The 17,404-nt window shown below is 70.6% G+C and carries 14 protein-coding genes, 1 tRNA gene, 1 pseudogene and 1 riboswitch; of the genes and pseudogenes, 10 read left to right on the top strand and 6 right to left on the bottom strand.

The window, feature by feature from the left end:
- The first annotated feature begins 34 nt into the window (after positions 1 to 34).
- Positions 35 to 202, top strand: a riboswitch (cyclic di-AMP (ydaO/yuaA leader).
- A gap of 4 nt (positions 203 to 206) precedes the next feature.
- From AB0I73_RS26445 to AB0I73_RS26415, 7 genes are all read left to right on the top strand, one after another.
- Positions 207 to 941: a transglycosylase family protein gene (locus tag AB0I73_RS26445; protein WP_363041293.1), complete on the top strand. Its 735-nt coding sequence runs from the start codon at positions 207 to 209 to the stop codon at positions 939 to 941.
- Positions 942 to 1,296: 355 nt separating this feature from the next.
- The gene (eno, locus tag AB0I73_RS26440; RefSeq protein WP_363041291.1) at positions 1,297 to 2,580 is read left to right on the top strand and encodes a phosphopyruvate hydratase; all 1,284 of its coding nucleotides are present in this window, start codon (positions 1,297 to 1,299) and stop codon (positions 2,578 to 2,580) included.
- 98 nt (positions 2,581 to 2,678) lie between these two features.
- Complete coding sequence (locus AB0I73_RS26435) at positions 2,679 to 3,155, top strand: septum formation initiator family protein (protein WP_363041289.1); 477 nt, start codon at positions 2,679 to 2,681, stop codon at positions 3,153 to 3,155.
- 148 nt (positions 3,156 to 3,303) lie between these two features.
- A complete protein-coding gene (locus tag AB0I73_RS26430) occupies positions 3,304 to 3,855 on the top strand; it encodes a DUF501 domain-containing protein (RefSeq protein WP_363041287.1) in 552 nt (183 codons plus the stop codon).
- Positions 3,852 to 4,811: a Ppx/GppA phosphatase family protein gene (locus tag AB0I73_RS26425; protein WP_363041285.1), complete on the top strand. Its 960-nt coding sequence runs from the start codon at positions 3,852 to 3,854 to the stop codon at positions 4,809 to 4,811. The genes AB0I73_RS26430 and AB0I73_RS26425 overlap by 4 nt, the downstream gene beginning before the upstream one ends.
- Before the next feature lie 421 nt (positions 4,812 to 5,232).
- Entirely contained in the window at positions 5,233 to 6,636 is a 1,404-nt protein-coding gene (locus AB0I73_RS26420) for an NAD(P)/FAD-dependent oxidoreductase (RefSeq protein ID WP_363041283.1), read from the top strand.
- A gap of 233 nt (positions 6,637 to 6,869) precedes the next feature.
- Positions 6,870 to 8,168 carry a cyclopropane-fatty-acyl-phospholipid synthase family protein gene (locus tag AB0I73_RS26415; RefSeq protein ID WP_363041281.1) on the top strand — a complete coding sequence of 433 codons (1,299 nt, stop codon included), beginning with the start codon at positions 6,870 to 6,872 and terminating at the stop codon, positions 8,166 to 8,168.
- A 114-nt stretch (positions 8,169 to 8,282) separates the two neighbouring features.
- Here the strand turns inward: AB0I73_RS26415 and AB0I73_RS26410 are convergent, their stop codons facing one another.
- On the bottom strand, positions 8,283 to 10,811 hold the full coding sequence (locus AB0I73_RS26410; RefSeq protein WP_363041279.1) for an FtsX-like permease family protein: 2,529 nt from the start codon (positions 10,809 to 10,811) through the stop codon (positions 8,283 to 8,285).
- Positions 10,812 to 10,927: 116 nt separating this feature from the next.
- On the bottom strand, positions 10,928 to 11,725 hold the full coding sequence (locus tag AB0I73_RS26405; RefSeq protein WP_363041277.1) for an ABC transporter ATP-binding protein: 798 nt from the start codon (positions 11,723 to 11,725) through the stop codon (positions 10,928 to 10,930).
- Positions 11,726 to 12,178: 453 nt separating this feature from the next.
- Between AB0I73_RS26405 and AB0I73_RS26400 the strand changes: the two genes are divergently transcribed.
- Positions 12,179 to 12,263, top strand: a tRNA-Leu gene (locus tag AB0I73_RS26400).
- Positions 12,264 to 12,775: 512 nt separating this feature from the next.
- On the opposite strand, the pseudogene AB0I73_RS26395 reads toward AB0I73_RS26400, so the two are convergent.
- A pseudogene (locus tag AB0I73_RS26395) lies at positions 12,776 to 12,891 on the bottom strand (HAD family hydrolase); the annotation flags it as partial.
- A 276-nt stretch (positions 12,892 to 13,167) separates the two neighbouring features.
- Here AB0I73_RS26395 and AB0I73_RS26390 point away from each other — a divergent pair.
- Positions 13,168 to 14,076, top strand: coding sequence for a Bax inhibitor-1/YccA family protein (locus tag AB0I73_RS26390; RefSeq protein ID WP_363041275.1), 909 nt, complete (start codon positions 13,168 to 13,170; stop codon positions 14,074 to 14,076).
- A gap of 85 nt (positions 14,077 to 14,161) precedes the next feature.
- Here the strand turns inward: AB0I73_RS26390 and AB0I73_RS26385 are convergent, their stop codons facing one another.
- Positions 14,162 to 14,392, bottom strand: coding sequence for a DUF4287 domain-containing protein (locus tag AB0I73_RS26385; protein ID WP_363041273.1), 231 nt, complete (start codon positions 14,390 to 14,392; stop codon positions 14,162 to 14,164).
- 100 nt (positions 14,393 to 14,492) lie between these two features.
- On the opposite strand from AB0I73_RS26385, the gene AB0I73_RS26380 reads away from it, so the two are divergent.
- Positions 14,493 to 14,804 carry a hypothetical protein gene (locus AB0I73_RS26380; protein WP_363041271.1) on the top strand — a complete coding sequence of 104 codons (312 nt, stop codon included), beginning with the start codon at positions 14,493 to 14,495 and terminating at the stop codon, positions 14,802 to 14,804.
- 25 nt (positions 14,805 to 14,829) lie between these two features.
- Here AB0I73_RS26380 and AB0I73_RS26375 read toward each other — a convergent pair whose 3' ends face one another.
- Together AB0I73_RS26375 and AB0I73_RS26370 are read right to left on the bottom strand one after the other, a co-directional pair.
- Positions 14,830 to 15,666 (bottom strand): hypothetical protein, encoded by an 837-nt coding sequence (locus AB0I73_RS26375; RefSeq protein ID WP_363041269.1) that lies wholly within the window; start codon positions 15,664 to 15,666, stop codon positions 14,830 to 14,832.
- A gap of 352 nt (positions 15,667 to 16,018) precedes the next feature.
- On the bottom strand, positions 16,019 to 17,239 hold the full coding sequence (locus tag AB0I73_RS26370; protein ID WP_363041267.1) for an acetyl-CoA C-acetyltransferase: 1,221 nt from the start codon (positions 17,237 to 17,239) through the stop codon (positions 16,019 to 16,021).
- Positions 17,240 to 17,404: the final 165 nt, after the last annotated feature.

The following is a 17,404-nucleotide window of genomic DNA, read 5'->3' as shown; positions in this document are numbered from 1 at the left end:
CCGAATCCTGCCAGTGGCAGCACGGGAACAGTCGTCGCGTCATGCGCCGTAGGCAGGAGCGGGGGAACCAAGGTAGGCGCCGCATCCGGTGATTGACGCCGGATCGGCTAGGGGTGAAGCCGCGTCCCGTGAGGGACGCGGCCGGGCAACTCAACCGGCCCGAACCCGACAGCTCACCTCGTAGGCGTCGGTGAGGGGATCCTTCCATGCTGTTTTCCGGCAAGGGCAAGCACCGTCGTCCGTCCAAGGCCACCCGGGTCATCGCCGTCGCAGGCGTCACCGGTGCCGCCGTCGCCGCCCCGCTGATGGCGGCCGGCAACGCTTCCGCCGCCACCGCCTCCGAGTGGGACACCGTCGCCCAGTGCGAGTCCGGCGGCAACTGGTCCATCAACACCGGCAACGGCTACTACGGCGGTCTGCAGTTCTCCGCCTCCACCTGGGCCGGCTACGGCGGCACGCAGTACGCCGCCACCGCCGACCGGGCCAGCAAGGCCCAGCAGATCGAGATAGCCGAGAAGGTCCTCGCGGGTCAGGGCAAGGGCGCCTGGCCGGTCTGCGGCAAGGGCCTGTCCAACGCCGCCTACACCGGTGGCGGCGCCGGTCAGAGCACCGGGAACCAGAACAACGGTTCCTCGCAGAGCACCCAGAAGCAGAACACCCAGGAGCAGAGCACCGGCTCCGCCCCCGAGCGCTCCACCGAGCAGAAGGCCTCCCGCTCCGACGAGCGTCCGGTCGCCGAGAAGAAGACCGTCACCACCCCGACCGGCGAGAAGGTCGAGAAGGGCGACGGCGAGTACAAGGTCGTCAAGGGCGACACCCTCAGCTCGATCGCCGAGGAGCACGGCGTCAAGGGCGGCTGGAACAAGCTGTTCGAGCTGAACGACGACATCGTCGAGGACGCCGACCTCATCTACCCGGGCCAGCAGCTGCACCTGAAGTAAGGCGGCGGCCGCAGGCTCAGGGCTCCGTCCCCACGGAGTTCCCTCCCCGTCCCCACGGGGCCTCCCCCGTCCCCGCGGGGGCTCCCCGCCCCGGTGCGTGTTCCCCGTACGCACCGGGGCGGGGCTTTTCCGTACATGGGGGACCTTTCCGGTGTCCGGTGCTCGGTGCCCACCGGAGGGTGCGAGGGTGGTCCCGGTTTCCGGGCCCGTCTTTGTTCCGTTCGGAAACAATTTACTCTCGGTTCCGTCCGAGGGGCGGCCGACCGGATGGCCGATCGCCCGGAGCCGGATAGGCTCGTCCCGCAGGGCCCCCGCGGCCCGGCTGATCCGCGTCACATCCATGAAGGAGATGCTCGTGCCGTCCATCGACGTCGTCGTAGCCCGGGAAATCCTGGACTCCCGAGGCAACCCCACCGTCGAGGTCGAGGTCGGCCTCGACGACGGCAGCACGGGTCGTGCCGCCGTCCCGTCCGGCGCCTCCACCGGCGCCTTCGAGGCCATCGAACTCCGTGACGGCGACCCCGACCGTTACCAGGGCAAGGGAGTGGAGAAGGCCGTCCTGGCCGTCATCGAGCAGATCGGCCCGGAGCTCGTCGGCTACGACGCCACCGAGCAGCGCCTGATCGACCAGGCGATGTTCGACCTGGACGCCACCGACAACAAGGGCTCCCTCGGCGCCAACGCCATCCTCGGTGTCTCCCTGGCCGTCGCCCACGCCGCCTCCGAGGCCAGCGACCTGCCCCTCTTCCGCTACCTGGGCGGACCCAACGCGCACCTGCTGCCGGTGCCGATGATGAACATCCTCAACGGCGGCTCGCACGCGGACTCCAATGTGGACATCCAGGAGTTCATGATCGCCCCGATCGGCGCGGAGTCCTTCTCCGAGGCCCTGCGCTGGGGCACCGAGGTCTACCACACCCTGAAGAAGGTGCTGAAGAACCGCGGCCTGTCCACCGGCCTCGGTGACGAGGGCGGCTTCGCCCCGAACCTCGGCTCCAACCGCGAGGCCCTCGACCTCATCCTCGAGGCCATCAAGGAAGCCGGTTACGCCCCGGGCGAGCAGATCGCCCTCGCGCTCGACGTCGCCGCCTCCGAGTTCTACAAGAACGGCGTGTACCTCTTCGAGGGCAAGGAGCGCTCCGCCGCCGAGATGACGGAGTACTACGAGGGGCTCGTCGCGGACTACCCGCTCGTCTCCATCGAGGACCCGCTGTTCGAGGACGACTGGGCCGGCTGGAAGGCCCTCACCGACAAGCTCGGCGACAAGGTCCAGATCGTCGGCGACGACCTGTTCGTCACCAACCCGGAGCGCCTGGCCCGCGGCATCGAGGACGGCGCCGCCAACGCGCTGCTGGTGAAGGTGAACCAGATCGGCTCGCTGACCGAGACCCTGGACGCCGTCGAGCTGGCCCAGCGCAGCGGCTTCAAGTGCATGATGTCGCACCGCTCCGGCGAGACCGAGGACGTCACCATCGCCGACCTGGCCGTCGCCACCAACTGCGGCCAGATCAAGACCGGCGCCCCGGCCCGCTCCGAGCGCGTGGCCAAGTACAACCAGCTGCTGCGCATCGAGGAGATCCTCGACGACGCCGCGGTGTACGCGGGCCGCAGCGCCTTCCCGCGGTTCCGCAACGCCTGACGACGCGGCTCCGCCAGTCGTCCGTACGTCCCCGGACACGGTCCCGTACCGTGTCCGGGGACGTACGCGCGTATGAAATGTGAACGGGAGACGGGGACATGGCCGTGAAGGACCGGGACCGCTTCTCCACCGCGACCAGGATCCGGCTGATCGGTGAGCAGACCGCGGCCCGGGTCTACCGCTCGCAGACCAGACGCCAGGCCCGCCGTTCCCGGCTGACCGGCCGGGCCGCGCTGCTCGCCCTGGTGGTCTGCTCGCTGATCGTGGCGCTGGCCTACCCCATGCGGCAGTACGTGTCCCAGCGCGCCGAGATCGCCGACCTCCAGCAGGAGCAGGACGAGGCCCGCCGACGGGTCGAGCAGCTGCGCGACCTCAAGGCGCGCTGGCAGGACGATGCCTACGCCGAGCAGCGGGCCCGCGAGCGGCTGCACTACGTCATGCCCGGCGAGACCGGCTACATCGTGATCGACCCGGGCACGGCCGAGAAGTCGCGCACCGACCTCGGGGCGGCCGACCGCCCCTGGTACGCGAACGTCTGGGACGGGGTCGACAAGTCCGACGCCGCCGCGCGGTGAGCCCCCGGGTTTAGCCTTATTACCCTCAGCCGTCGTTCCGGACCGCACCACCTCCCGGAGCCTTTTCCGGAGCCCCCCCGGGCCCCGAAGCCCTTCAGGAGCCCGGAAGGGCCGCACGCCCCGCACAGAGACCCGCAGGAAGACACGTATGGACACCCTCCCGCCCCCGACCCCGCGCACCGAGCCGACCGACGCGGACGTCGAGGCCTTCAAGCAGCAGCTCGGGCGGCCCCCGCGCGGGCTGCGCGCCATCGCGCACCGCTGTCCCTGCGGACAGCCCGACGTCGTCGAGACCGCGCCGAGGCTGCCCGACGGCGCCCCCTTCCCGACGCTGTACTACCTGACGTGCCCGAAGGCGAACTCCGCGATCGGCACGCTGGAGGCGAACGGCGTGATGAAGGAGATGACGGAGCGGCTGGCGGCGGACCCGGAGCTGGCGGCCGCCTACCGCGCGGCGCACGAGGACTACATCCGGCGCCGTGACGAGATCGAGGAACTGAAGGACTTCCCGAGCGCCGGCGGGATGCCGGACCGGGTGAAGTGCCTGCACGTCCTGGTCGCCCACTCGCTGGCCGCCGGCCCCGGCGTCAACCCGCTGGGCGACGAGGCGCTCGCGATGCTGCCGGAGTGGTGGCGCAAGGGCCCCTGCGTGACCCTGCCCGGCGACGCGCCGGCCGACCCGAAGGAGGACGCTCAGTGAGCGCGGGGTCCCGGGTGGCCGCCGTCGACTGCGGTACGAACTCCATCCGGCTCCTGGTCGCCGACGCCGACCCGGCGACCGGTGAACTGACCGACCTGGACCGGCGCATGACGATCGTCCGGCTCGGCCAGGACGTCGACCGCACGGGCCGGCTCGCCCCCGAGGCGCTGGAGCGGACGTTCGCCGCCTGCCGCGAGTACGCGGGGATCATCGAGAAGCACGGCGCGAAGCGTCTGCGCTTCGTGGCCACCTCCGCCTCGCGCGACGCCGAGAACCGGGACGTGTTCGTGCGCGGGGTGCTGGACATCCTGGGGGTGGAGCCCGAGGTCATCTCCGGCGACCAGGAGGCCGAGTTCTCCTTCACCGGCGCCACCAAGGAACTGACGGGGCGTGCGGACCTGCGCCGCCCGTTCCTGGTCGTGGACATCGGCGGCGGCTCCACCGAGTTCGTCGTCGGCGACGACCGCGTGCGCGGGGCCCGGTCCGTCGACGTGGGCTGTGTGCGGATGACCGAGCGGCACCTGGTGCGGGACGGGGCGGTGGCGGACCCGCCGACCGAGCGGCAGATCGCGGCGATGCGCGCCGACGTCGAGGCCGCCCTCGACCGGGCCGAGGAGACGGTCCCGCTGCGCGAGGCGCGTACCCTGGTCGGCCTGGCCGGATCGGTCACGACGGTGTCGGCGATCGCCCAGGAGCTTCCCGCGTACGACTCGGCGGCCATCCATCACTCCCGGGTATCCCGGGAGCGCGTCCGCGAGATCACCGAGTGGCTGCTGCGTGCCACCCACGCCGAGCGCGCGGCGGTCCCGTCCATGCACCCGGGCCGTGTCGACGTGATCGGCGCGGGCGCTCTCGTCCTCCTCTCGATCATGGAACGGATCGACGCGAAGGAGGTCGTGGTCAGCGAGCACGACATCCTCGACGGCATCGCGTGGTCCGTCGCCGCCGGCGAGTAGCACTCTGCTGAGCAGTGCGGACACCGGTTGAGCGGTGATCGGAAGGGGCCGATCGGCCCCTTCCGGCGGGTGTCGGCGGGAAAGTTCGTGAAGTTCTTCACAAGGAATCGGCCCCGACGGGCCGAAGAAGAGGGCCCGGTTGACCCTTTCGGGCCCCCAAACCCCCTTTGAACACGTTCAGAAGGTGTGGACGAGTGCCCCCGAACCGGTTGCCGCAGAAGCCCTGTCCGCGGCCTCATGGTGCCCCAAAAACCGAAGAGGGGCAGCTCACGAGGTATTGACAACGGGTCACATCGAGTACTCGTTCCCGTTTCCCGGCATGGGCTTGATCACAAAAGTCGGGAAGTGTAACACAGGCACTGGTCGAGCTTGTGAAGGGGCGCACGAGCCCACCCCCGAGGGCGGGTGGATACTCGATGGCATGAGCACCACGGAGCGTCCCAGGATCCTCGTAGTAGGCGGTGGGTACGTAGGCCTGTACGCAGCTCGGCGCATCCAGAAGAAGATGCGTTACGGCGAGGCGACCGTCACCGTCGTCGACCCGCGGTCGTACATGACCTACCAGCCCTTCCTGCCCGAAGCCGCCGCCGGCAACATCTCCCCGCGGCACGTCGTCGTCCCCCTGCGACGCGTGCTCCCCAAGGCGGAGGTCCTCACCGGCCGGGTCACCACCATCGACCAGGACCGCAAGGTCGCCACGGTCGCGCCGCTGGTCGGCGAGGCCTACGAACTGCCCTTCGACTACCTGGTGATCGCGCTCGGCGCGGTCTCCCGCACCTTCCCGATCCCCGGCCTCGCCGAGCAGGGCATCGGCATGAAGGGCATCGAGGAGGCCATCGGCCTGCGCAACCACGTCCTCGAGCAGCTCGACAAGGCCGACTCCACCACGGACGAGGAGATCCGCCGCAAGGCGCTCACCTTCGTCTTCGTCGGCGGCGGCTTCGCGGGCGCGGAGACCATCGGTGAGGTCGAGGACCTGGCCCGGGACGCGGCCAAGTACTACAAGAACGTGTCCCGTGAGGACATGCGCTTCATCCTCGTCGACGCCGCCGACAAGATCCTCCCCGAGGTGGGTCCGAAGCTCGGCAAGTACGGCAAGGAGCACCTCGAGGGCCGCGGCGTCGAGGTCTACCTCTCCACCTCCATGGACTCCTGCGTCGACGGCCACGTCGTGCTGAAGAACGGCCTCGAGGTCGACTCCAACACCATCGTGTGGACGGCGGGCGTCAAGCCGAACCCGGCCCTGGCCCGCTTCGGCCTCCCGCTGGGCCCGCGCGGCCACGTCGACACCCAGCCGACCCTCCAGGTCACCGGCAGCGACTACATCTGGGCCGCGGGCGACAACGCCCAGGTGCCGGACCTCGTGGGCCGCAAGGCCGGCAACGAGAACGCCTGGTGCCCGCCGAACGCCCAGCACGCGCTGCGCCAGGCCAAGGTGCTCGGCGACAACGTGGTCTCCGCCATGCGGGGCTTCCCGCAGAAGGAGTACAGCCACGCCAACAAGGGCGCGGTGGCGGGCCTCGGCCTGCACAAGGGTGTCGCGATGATCGTCGTCGGCAAGATGAAGATCAAGCTCAAGGGCCGTCTCGCCTGGTACATGCACCGGAGCTACCACGGCATGGCGATGCCGACGTGGAACCGCAAGATCCGGGTCTTCGCCGACTGGACGCTCGCCGTGTTCCTCCGGCGCGAGGTCGTCTCGCTGGGTGCGATCCAGTCCCCGCGCGAGGAGTTCTACGAGGCCGCGAAGCCGGCCCCGGCGCCCGCGGCCGCCGAGCCGGTGAAGACCGAGAAGGCCGAGAAGGCCGAGGCCAAGGCTTCCTGACCCGCCGGTCTTCGGGCCCGGTCCCGTCCGGCCTCAGGGCCGTCGGTCACCCGAAGGGGTCGCCCGCCATCCGTGGTGCGGGCGGCCCCTTCGGTGCTTTTGCCCGGTCCTGACGCGCGCCGGGTACTGTCCGCGGCCCGCAGGTGCTTACGTGGTGAGGACATTCCGGGATCGCCTTCCCCGAGCTCTCGACCTCGCTCGGGCAGGGGACGCACCTAGCGGAGGTGTACACCATGAGAGACGCCGCTCCGCGGCTGAAGGGCCTCATCGAACAGTTGCTGGGCACACCCGTCCCGCTGCGCATCCGCGCCTGGGACGGATCACAAGCCGGCCCCCCGGGCGCACCGACCCTCGTCGTACGCAACCGCCGGGCCGTGCGCCACCTGCTGTGGAAGCCGGGCGAACTCGGCCTCGCCCGCGCCTGGGTGACCGGTGACCTCGGCATCGACGGCGACCTCTACACCGCCCTCGGCCTGGTCTCCGGCCTCGTCTGGGAGCGCGGTGAGGACGCCCCCACCCTGGCCCGGTCGCTGCGCGACCCCGAGGTCCGCTCCGCCGTCCGCGGCCTCCTCGGGCTGGCGGGCCCGCCGCTGCCGCCCGGTCCGCCGCCGGAGGAGGTCCGCAGGCCCCGCCGCGGCCTGCACACCAAGCGCAGCGACCGACGCGCCATCAGCCACCACTACGACGTCGGCAACGACTTCTACGAGATCGTCCTCGGCCCGTCCATGGTGTACTCCTGCGCCTACTGGCCGGCCCCGCCGCCGCAGGGCACCCTCGAGGAGGCCCAGCGCGACAAGCTGGAACTCGTCTGCCGCAAGCTCGCCCTGGCACCGGGCCGGCGCCTGCTGGACGTGGGCTGCGGCTGGGGCTCCATGGCGATCCACGCCGCCCGCGAGCACGGCGTGAGCGTCGTCGGCATCACCCTCTCCCAGGAGCAGGCCGCCCACGCCCGTAAGCGCGTCGCCGACGAAGGGCTCACCGACCGCGTCGAGATCAGGGTCCAGGACTACCGGGACGTCCCGGACGGCCCCTACGACGCGATCTCCTCGATCGGCATGGCCGAACACGTCGGCGCCCAGCGGTACCTGGAGTACGCCACGGCCCTGCACCGCCTCCTGAAGCCCGGCGGACGGCTGCTGAACCACCAGATCGCGCGCCGCCCGCAGCGGGACGAATCGGCGTACCGCCTGGACCCGTTCATCGACGCCTACGTCTTCCCCGACGGTGAACTCGCCCCCGTGGGCACCACGGTGTCCCTGCTGGAGCGGGCCGGCTTCGAGGCGCGTGACGTCGAGTCGATCCGCGAGCACTACGCCCTCACCCTGCGCCGTTGGGTGGCGAACCTGGAGGCGGGGTGGGGCCGGGCCGTCACGCTCGCCGGCCCGGGACGCGCCCGCGTCTGGCTGCTGTACATGGCCGCCTCCGCGCTCGCCTTCGAACGCGGCCGCATCGGCGTCAACCAGGTGCTGGCCGTGAAGACCCCCGACTCCGGCACCTCCGGCCTCCCCCTGCGCACCCGCACCTGGAACTGAACGGATCACCCCGGGTCCCGACGCGAAGGGGCGGGCCCCGTCGCGGCGACCGACGACCGGTCGTCGCGACGGGGCCCGCCCGCGCGTGCTGTTCGGTTGTGCGTGCCGTCCGGCTTACTCGGTCTTGATCGCCTGCAGCATGTTCAGCCGTGCCGCCCGCCGGGCCGGCCACAGCGCCGCCAGAACGCCCACGACACCGGCCAGCAGCAGGAAGACCGCCAACCGGTCCCAGGGCAGGACCAGTTCGTACGTCGACATCCTGGTCCCCAGGAGCTCACCGGCCGCCCAGCCGAAGAACACGCCCAGCCCGATGCCGAGCACCCCGCCGAACAGGGAGATCACCAGGGACTCCAGGCGGACCATCCGCTTGACGCCCTTGCGGTCCAGGCCGACCGCGCGGAGCATGCCGATCTCCTGGGACCGCTCGAACACCGACATGGCCAGGGTGTTGATGACCCCGATCACCGCGACGAGCACGGCCATGGCCAGCAGCCCGTAGACCATGTTCAGTACCAGCGTGAACATCTGCGCCAACTCGTCGGAGAGGTCCTGCTTGTCCTGGATCTTGATCGCGGGGTTGGTGCCGAGGGCCTTCTCCAGGTTGTCCTTCGCGGCGTCGGAGGCGCCGCCGGAGGTCTTCACCAGGACCAGCATGTCGCCCGGGTCCGACTGGTGCGGGGCGAGCGTCGCGGTGTCGAGCATGATGCCGCGGAACATCTCGTTGCCCTCGTAGACACCGGCGACCGTCAGCTTCTGCTTCTCGCCGTCCTCGTAGGCGACGGTGAGGTCGGAACCGGCCTTCCAGCCGCGGCTCTCGGCCGTTTCGTGGTCGACGACGATCCGCGTGCCGCCCACCTCGAAGGCGCCCTCCCGGACCGGGAACTCGGTCAGCTCGCCGATCGCGGCGCCGTCGACGCCGGTCAGGAAGACGGTCCCCCCGTCGATGCGGGCCGCCGCGTTGCGCATGGGGCTGGTGGCGGTGACGCCGTCGGCCTCCCGCAACGTGCGCCCCACGTCCGGCTTCAGCCCGTGGCCGTTCGCCATGGACACCACGTAGTCGGCCTCGATCGAGGAGGCCGCCATCTTGTCGATGGACTTCTGCAGGCTGCCCGCCACCACCGTCATACCGGTGATCAGGGTGAGTCCGATCATCAGCGCGGACGCGGTCGCGGCGGTACGGCGCGGATTGCGCACCGAGTTCTGCCGGGCCAGCTTCCCGGACACCCCGAAGACGCGGAGCACCGGAGCCGCGGCGGCGATCAGCGGGCGGGACAGCAGGGGTGTCAGGACGAACACACCGATGATCAGCAGCACCGCGCCGAACCCCATGGGGGCCTGGCCGTCCGAGCCGTCCATCGTCGTGGCCACCAGGACCACCGCGACACCGGCCCCCGCGAAGAGCGCGCCCAGCGTGTTGCGCAGCACCAGCGACTTGGTCGTCGCCTCGGCGTGCACCGAGCTCATCGCCGCCACCGGCGGGATCTTCGCGGCCCGGCGGCCGGGCAGCCAGGCGGCGAGCATGGTGATCAGGATGCCGACCGCGAACGCGGTGCCGACGGTGCCCGGCGTGATCACCAAGGGGCCGTCGGGAATGGTCGCGCCCAGCGACCCCACCAGGGAACGCAGCCCGGCGCCGATGCCGATACCGGTGAGCAGCCCGACCACGGCGGCGACCGCCCCCACCAGGAACGCCTCGATCAGCACCGACCGCGTGACCTGCCGGCGGGAGGCGCCGACCGCGCGCATCAGCGCCAGTTCCCTGGTGCGCTGGGCGACCAGCATGGTGAAGGTGTTGGCGATGATGAACGTACCGACGAACAGCGCGATACCGGCGAACACCAGCAGGCCCTGCTTCATACCGCTCATCGACGAGGCGATCATCTCCGCCTGCGCGTCGGCGAGTTCGTCGCCGGTCCTGGTGCTGACGGCGCCGGCGGGCAGTGCCTTCTCCAGCTGCGAGCGCAGCGCGGTCTCGGAGACGCCGTCCTTCGCCTTGACGGCGATCTCGTCGAACGTGCCCGCCTTGCCGAACAGCTCCTGCGCGGTCGCGGTGTCGAACAGGGTGAGGCTCCCGCCGGCCGCGACATTGCCGTCGTCCGTGGTGAAGACACCGGTGACGACCGGCTCCAGCACCGGACCGTCGACCGACATCCGCACGGTGTCACCGACCTGGTAGCCGGTGCGCTTCGCGGTCTCGGAGTCGATGAGGATCTCGCCGGCGCCCTTGGGCGCGCGTCCGTCGGTCAGCGGGTAGCGGGGGTCGTCGTCACCCCAGTAGTTGCCGCCCTGCGACTGGAAGCCGTCGCCGATCAGCTTGCCGTCCTTGTCGGCGAGGGCGGTGAATCCCTGGACGATCCCGATGGCCCGCGCGGCACCCGGCACCCCGGCGCTGGTGTCGACCATGGCCGGGGTCAGCTCGTGGTACTCGCCGACCTTGTCGCCCTCGGGCTCCTTCCACTCGGCGGTGACGGCGACGTCGACGTGGTCGAAGCCCTTGGCGGAACTCTTCTGGAGAGCGTCGGCGATGGTGTTGGTGAAGACCAGGGTCCCCGACACGAAGGCCACGCCGAGCATCACGGCGAGCACGGTCATCAGGAGCCGGGCCTTGTGCGCGAGCACATTGCGCAAGGCGGTACGGAACATTGGGTGTCTTCTCGGGTCCGGAGGTACGAGGGCGGAAGGAGGGGGTGCGGGACGTCAGGACGTCGACCGGTGACGTCGTTTCAATCAGCGGTGTACGTACGACTGATGACGTCGCTTCAGCTGGTGCGGCCCTTGGCGTCGAACTTCTTCATGCGGTCGAGCACCGAGTCGGCCGTCGGCCCGTGCATCTCGTCCACGATCCTGCCGTCCGCGAGGAACACCACCCGGTCCGCGTAGGCCGCGGCGACCGGGTCGTGGGTCACCATGACCACCGTCTGCCCCAGCTCGCGCACGGAGTTGCGCAGGAAGCCGAGCACCTCGGCGCCGGAACGGGAGTCGAGGTTGCCGGTGGGCTCGTCGCCGAAGATGATGTCGGGCCGGGAGGCCAACGCCCGTGCCACGGCGACCCGTTGCTGCTGGCCGCCGGACAGCTGCGCGGGCCGGTGGCTCAGCCGGTCGGACAGGCCGACCATCCGGATCACCCTGTCCAGCCACTCCTTGTCCGGCTTGCGCCCCGCGATGTCCATCGGAAGGGTGATGTTCTCCAGGGCCGTGAGGGTCGGCAGCAGGTTGAAGGCCTGGAAGATGAAGCCGATCTTGTCCCGGCGCAGCTTGGTCAGCTGCTTGTCCTTCAGGGAACCCAGCTCGGTGTCACCGATGCGCACGGAACCGGACGAGAACGTGTCGAGACCGGCGACGCAGTGCATGAGCGTGGACTTGCCGGACCCCGACGGGCCCATGATCGCGGTGAACTCCGCCTGCCGGAAGCCGACGGAGACCTGGTCGAGGGCGACCACCCGGGTCTCGCCCTGGCCGTAGATCTTCGACAGGTCCGTGGCGCGCGCGGCCACGGCGGTGGTCCGGTCGGCTGGGGGTCCCCCCGGACGGAGTTCGGGGGAGGGTGCGGTGGTCACGGGATGGGCACTCCTGTCGGGACGACGTGATGCGCGGCGAGGTCTTTCGTGACGACGCGTTACGCGGGAACGGGGACTGGTCCATCGTTTCGCGCGCTCACCGCCGTGTAGTCACCCGCTGCTCCGGTTGTGGGGGGCGACTCGGGGCTGACCACCGGGGCCGCCGTCATACCTGGGGATGACGGCCCACCCTGGCCCCAGGGGGGAGGCGGTCCGAGCGGCGGACATCGTCAGAACAGGTGGAGCACCCTTGTTCATGCAGTGAAATTCCGTCATTCCGCATGCGCGGCCGGCCTCCGCCCGCAAGGCTGGTGGCAAGTGCTGATGGCGTTTTCCGTGGCCTGATGCCCCCTCAGGCGCCAATAAAATAAGACAACATGGGGCCACCACCCGGCTGCGGGGGAGGGGGGTCCCGATAGGCTCGGCGTGTGCCCGACGCGGAGCCCATGGCCTGCCCGGATGGTGGAATGCAGACACGGCGAGCTTAAACCTCGCTGCCCCTGTGAGGGGCGTGCCGGTTCAAGTCCGGCTCCGGGCACTTCCGCTGCAACACGCGCGACTGTGGGCGCCCTGCCTGCGGCCGGCGGGTCGGTCCTGCGGGTGCTGCTCGCCGGGGGTGAGGGGTCGTTGATCTCCAGGGCAGGACCGGCTACGTGCAGGTCTCGCCCGCCACGCCCGCCCGTGAGCAAGCTGTCGGCCCGGCCCGAGGGGCGGTCAAGACGCGCTCGCTGCGGGTTCGCAGGTCATCGGCCCCGTCACGTCGGTGTTCCGGCACCTCGGAGAGTTCGGCGAAGGCGAGGAGCGGCGGCTGCTCCTCACGACGACCGGCGAACGGTGCCCGGAGCTGACCGCTGCACCGGTTTCGGGGACGCCCCGCTGCCCGGATCGGATCAAGGGCGACGTGCGCCCCGAGGAGTTCTGGACGCCGGCGTGCTCCAGTACGTTTCGTACGGCCGGGGCGTTCCCGTGCGGGTGGGGTGACCCCTTCGCGCTGCCGGGCCGCTCCCCTGCCGCGCAGGGCGGCTTACGGACTCCTCGGTCCTGCTTCCGGCCGAGGGCTGTGTGGAGCCAGTCGGGTGAACCAGTCTCGAGCACGGCGTCTGCGAGGGCTCGACCGCTCTTGGTGACGCTCCGGCCGCGGCTGTGTCGATCCACCGCTGAGCGTTTCTCGAGGCCTCCGGCCGGCACGCGGTCGTCGAGGATGCCTCCGAGGAAACCGAGGGCGCCGTGGGGGCGGCCGGCTGGGGATGGTCTCCGGCCGGTTCCGGACAGGTTCCGGATCTGTCATGGTTCGGGCCCCTGTGGTGAGGGGAATCACGCGGCCGCGTAGCGTGTTGCGCAGCATGACAGGGGAAAGATCCTCCCGAGGTAGGGGGGTCTTTCCTTTGCCTACCCATTACTCTTGAGCCCAAGGCCATGCTGTGTGGCCATGGAGGAGTGCAATGAGGAGCAGAAACCCGGTCTTCTCGCGACGGGGGTTCAGCCGCGACAACGGCTACGCGGGCTTCAACACCGCGCCGCAGGCCGGGGGTCCCGCTGTCGCCACGCAGGGCAACCCGTACGCGCAGCCCACCGGCAACCCGTACGCGCAGAACCCCTACGCGCAGAACCCGTACGGACAGCAGGACCTGCAGCATGGTGCGCCGCCGCAGGCGCCGGCCGCGACCGGCCGGATGACCATCGACGACGTCATCATGCGCACGGCGAGCACGCTCGGCCTGCTCATCGTCGCCGCGGCCCTCTCCTGGGCCCTGCTGCCCGTCGACGAGGCCAACATCAGCCGTTCCTACGGCATCGGCATCGGCGCCGCGCTGCTCGGCATGGTCCTGGCGCTCGTGCAGTCGTTCAAGCGCAAGGCCTCGCCCGCGCTGATCCTGACGTACGCCGCCGTCGAGGGTGTCTTCCTCGGTGTCATCTCCAACATCGTCGACACCCACGTCGCCAACGGTGCGGCCATGCAGGCCGTGCTCGGCACCATGGCGGTCTTCGCCGCCGTGCTGGTGGCGTACAAGGCGGGCTGGATCCGCGTCAACCGCCGTTTCTACGGCTTCGTGATGGCGGCCGCGCTCGGCTTCATCCTGCTGATGGGCGTGAACCTGCTGTTCGCGGTGTTCGGCGGCGGTGACGGCCTCGGCTTCCGCAGCGGCCCGCTCGGCATCGTCTTCGGCATCGTCGGCATCATCCTCGGTGCCTGCTTCCTCGCCCTGGACTTCAAGCAGGTCGAGGACGGCCTCGCCTACGGCGCCCCGCGCGAGGAGGCATGGCTCGCGGCCTTCGGCCTCACGCTGACGCTGGTGTGGATCTACCTGGAGTTCCTGAGGCTCATCTCGATCCTCAACAGCAGCGACTGACGCCGCGCCACGGCAGTGGCGCGTGCAGGCGAAGGGCCCCGGGGTCTCCCCGGGGCCCTTCGCCGTGGTGCGGACGGGGGAACACCTAGAGCAGCTTGCGCGCGGCCCTTCTCAGGTCGTACTCGTGGACGATCGCCTTGGCGTGGCCGTACGACAGGTCGTATTCGTGGCGGAGCCAGCTGACCTTCTCCTCGAAGCGGAAGAGAGACGGGCCTTCTTCGACGGTGCGCAGCCAGTCGGAGATCTCACGACCGGTGCAGTGCGGGATGCGGGCGAGCAGGTTGCGATGGGTCTCCTCGGAGAAGACTTGGGACATCGGCGCCTCCAGCGCAGGGGTGTGAGCCGGTCCTTCAGGTCACCGTGCCTGAGTGTCCGTCCGTTGGCAACAGCCCCACCACGCCGCGTACGCTCACCGCGTGCTTGATACGACGCCCCTCATCCGTGCCGTGGACCATTTCGCCGACCGTCTGCGGGCCGCGCCGCAGAGCCGGCTGCAGCGGGGAGCCGCTGCCGAGGCACTGGCTCTGGCCAGGGAGTTGGCGCGGCGGACCCAGCGTGTCGAGGAGCCGGGCACCGAGCCCCGGGAGATGCCCGACGCGGGCATGTTCGCCGCCGCGGACCAGATCTCCGTCGCCGGCCACGACCTGGCCCTCGTACTGAAGAACGAGGGGGAGGTCGAGGAGGCGGTGCGGCTCGTGGAGGAGGCACAGAAACGCGCCGGGGTGTAGGCGGCCCGCGGGGAGGCGCCCCGGGTCAGAGGGACGCGATGACGCGGTCCGCCAGGATGTAGACGTTCTCCTCGCCGCAGGCGAAGGTCAGCGTGTACGCGCCCGAGACGCCGGAGCCGCCGAGCAGGAACGGGGTCTCGCCCTCACGCAGGGCCGCGGCCAGGCGCTCCGCGGTCTCGCGGTGCCCCGGTGTCATGCACAGCGTCGTGCCGTCGGCGAAGACGTAGACGTCCAGCGTGCCCAGCGGGCCGGGGCGGACCTCGGTCAGCTCCACCTCGGAGGCGGCCAGCTCCTCCAGCGTGGACACGGTGCGCTCGTCGTCGGCGACGGCAGGGGCCGGGTGGGGCACGAAGTCCGGGTGCGAGGGGTGCCGGCGGCGGGCCGCGGCCAGCTCGGGGGAGTCCGCGGGGGTGCCGCCCTGGACGAGGTCCTTGGGGTCCCTGAAGTCCTTGGAGTCCTTGGGGGCGTACGTGTCGGCGTCGGCCCCCGGTTCGGTCACCGGTTCCAGACCGACGAGATCGGCCTGCCGCGGCAGGAACAGCTCGCTGTCGGCCAGGCCCAGCAGGGTGGGCGCGTCGGAGACGTCACGGGCCTCCTGGGCGGCCCAGAACGCCCGCGCCTCGGCGAGCTCCCGTTCCCGTTCCTCCGCGAGCGCCTCGGCCACGGCCGCGCGTATCTCGTCGGCGTGGGCCGCGCGGGCGGTGGGCAGCAGCGCGCGCAGGGCGGCGGTGTTGTTCCTGGCCAGCTCGGTGTGCAGAGCCGCGACCTGTCGGCGCAGCACCAAGATGCTGCGCAGGACGGCGACGCCCACGGCGCCGGTGGCGGCCGTGGTGACCAGCAGGGCGATCGGCATGGCGCTCACTGACGTACTCCCGGTTCAAGGTCGACCCCGACTTCCTACATCAGCTTGAAGGGCGGACTAACCATCTGTCAGTGCGTAACGTCACGAAACGGACAGAGTGTGGTTTCCGGTCTGACCGGGAGCAGGGCTCTGACCTGCGTAAATCTCCTCGACGAAGGAGATAGGTCACATCCTGGGGGCGATTGGATCACGGAACGGCCCGGAACCCCGGTGGCGCAGGGGTTCCGGGCCGTGGCCTCACCGACCGTGCCGCTCCGGCTACTCTGCGGCTCGCCGCGGCGGGCGGCCGAGGCGGCCGTCCGAGGCGGCCGTCCGAGGCGGCCGTCCGAGGCGGCCGGTCGGGTCGAGCCGATCAGCTGAGGCGCTCGATGACCATGGCCATGCCCTGGCCGCCGCCGACGCACATCGTCTCCAGGCCGAACTGCTTGTCGTGGAACTGCAGGGAGTTGATGAGCGTGGCGGTGATGCGGGCGCCGGTCATGCCGAAGGGGTGGCCGACGGCGATGGCGCCGCCGTTGACGTTCAGCTTCTCCAGCGGGATGCCGAGCTCGCGGTAGGAGGGGATCACCTGGGCGGCGAACGCCTCGTTGATCTCGACCAGGTCGATGTCGTCGATGGTGAGACCGGCGCGGGACAGGGCCTGCCTGCTCGCCTCGACCGGGCCGAGGCCCATGATCTCCGGGGAGAGGCCGGAGACGCCGGTGGAGACGATCCGGGCGAGCGGGGTCAGGCCGAGCTCGCGGGCCTTGGTGTCGCTCATGACGACCAGCGCGGCGGCACCGTCGTTGAGCGGGCAGCAGTTGCCGGCGGTGACCAGGCCGTCGGGGCGGAAGACGGGCTTGAGGCCGGAGACGCCCTCCATGGTGACTCCGGCGCGCGGGCCGTCGTCCTTGGTGACGACCGTGCCGTCGGGCAGCGTCACCGGGGTGATCTCGCGCTCCCAGAAGCCGTTCTTGATGGCTTCCTCGGCGAGGTTCTGCGAGCGGACGCCGAACTCGTCCATCTCCTGGCGGGTGACGCCCTTGGCGCGCGCCAGGTTCTCGGCGGTCTGGCCCATCGCGATGTAGGCGTCCGGGACGAGACCGTCCTCGCGCGGGTCGTGCCAGGTGGTGCCCTCCTGTTCCGCGACGGCGGCGGTACGGGCCTCGGCCTCGGCGAAGAACGGGTTGCGGGTGTCGGGGAGGCTGTCGGAGTTGCCCTTGGCGAACCGGGAGACCGTCTCGACGCCGGCCGAGATGAAGACGTCGCCCTCCCCGGCCTTGATGGCGTGCAGCGCCATGCGGGAGGTCTGCAGGGACGACGAGCAGTAGCGGGTGACGGTGCAGCCGGGGAGGTGGTCCATCCCCATCTGCACGGCGACGATGCGACCGAGGTTGTTGCCCTGCTCGCCGCCGGGCAGGCCGCAGCCGAGCATCAGGTCGTCGATGTCCTTCGGGTCCAGCTCGGGGACCTTGGCGAGGGCGGCCTGGATGATCGAGGCGGTCAGGTCGTCCGGGCGCACGTCCTTCAGGGAACCCTTGAAGGCGCGGCCGATGGGGGAGCGGGCGGCTGAGACGATCACGGCTTCGGGCATCACGGCTCCTGAGGGGTGGTCGGGCGACGGAACGGAAGGGGCGGCGCGTAGCGCCTCGTTGAGGGGTGGTGGTCGGGCGACGGAACGGAAGGGGCGGCGCGTAGCGCCTCGTTGAGGGGTGGTGGTCGGGCGACGGAACGGAAGGGGCGGCGCGTAGCGCCTCGT

The organism is Streptomyces sp. NPDC050388 (assembly GCF_040655635.1).
Classification (GTDB): domain Bacteria; phylum Actinomycetota; class Actinomycetes; order Streptomycetales; family Streptomycetaceae; genus Streptomyces.
The sequence above is the reverse complement of the archived record's forward strand: the minus strand, read 5'-3'. Positions and strand labels throughout refer to the sequence as shown.

Coding starts and splice junctions, on each gene's coding strand:
- AB0I73_RS26415 (WP_363041281.1), top strand. CDS start 6,870: ATGAGAGACGCCGCTCCGCGGCTGAAGGGCCTCATCGAACAGTTGCTG.
- AB0I73_RS26410 (WP_363041279.1), bottom strand. CDS start 10,811: ATGTTCCGTACCGCCTTGCGCAATGTGCTCGCGCACAAGGCCCGGCTC.
- AB0I73_RS26435 (WP_363041289.1), top strand. CDS start 2,679: ATGGCCGTGAAGGACCGGGACCGCTTCTCCACCGCGACCAGGATCCGG.
- AB0I73_RS26370 (WP_363041267.1), bottom strand. CDS start 17,239: ATGCCCGAAGCCGTGATCGTCTCAGCCGCCCGCTCCCCCATCGGCCGC.
- AB0I73_RS26420 (WP_363041283.1), top strand. CDS start 5,233: ATGAGCACCACGGAGCGTCCCAGGATCCTCGTAGTAGGCGGTGGGTAC.
- AB0I73_RS26445 (WP_363041293.1), top strand. CDS start 207: ATGCTGTTTTCCGGCAAGGGCAAGCACCGTCGTCCGTCCAAGGCCACC.
- AB0I73_RS26390 (WP_363041275.1), top strand. CDS start 13,168: ATGAGGAGCAGAAACCCGGTCTTCTCGCGACGGGGGTTCAGCCGCGAC.
- AB0I73_RS26430 (WP_363041287.1), top strand. CDS start 3,304: ATGGACACCCTCCCGCCCCCGACCCCGCGCACCGAGCCGACCGACGCG.
- AB0I73_RS26385 (WP_363041273.1), bottom strand. CDS start 14,392: ATGTCCCAAGTCTTCTCCGAGGAGACCCATCGCAACCTGCTCGCCCGC.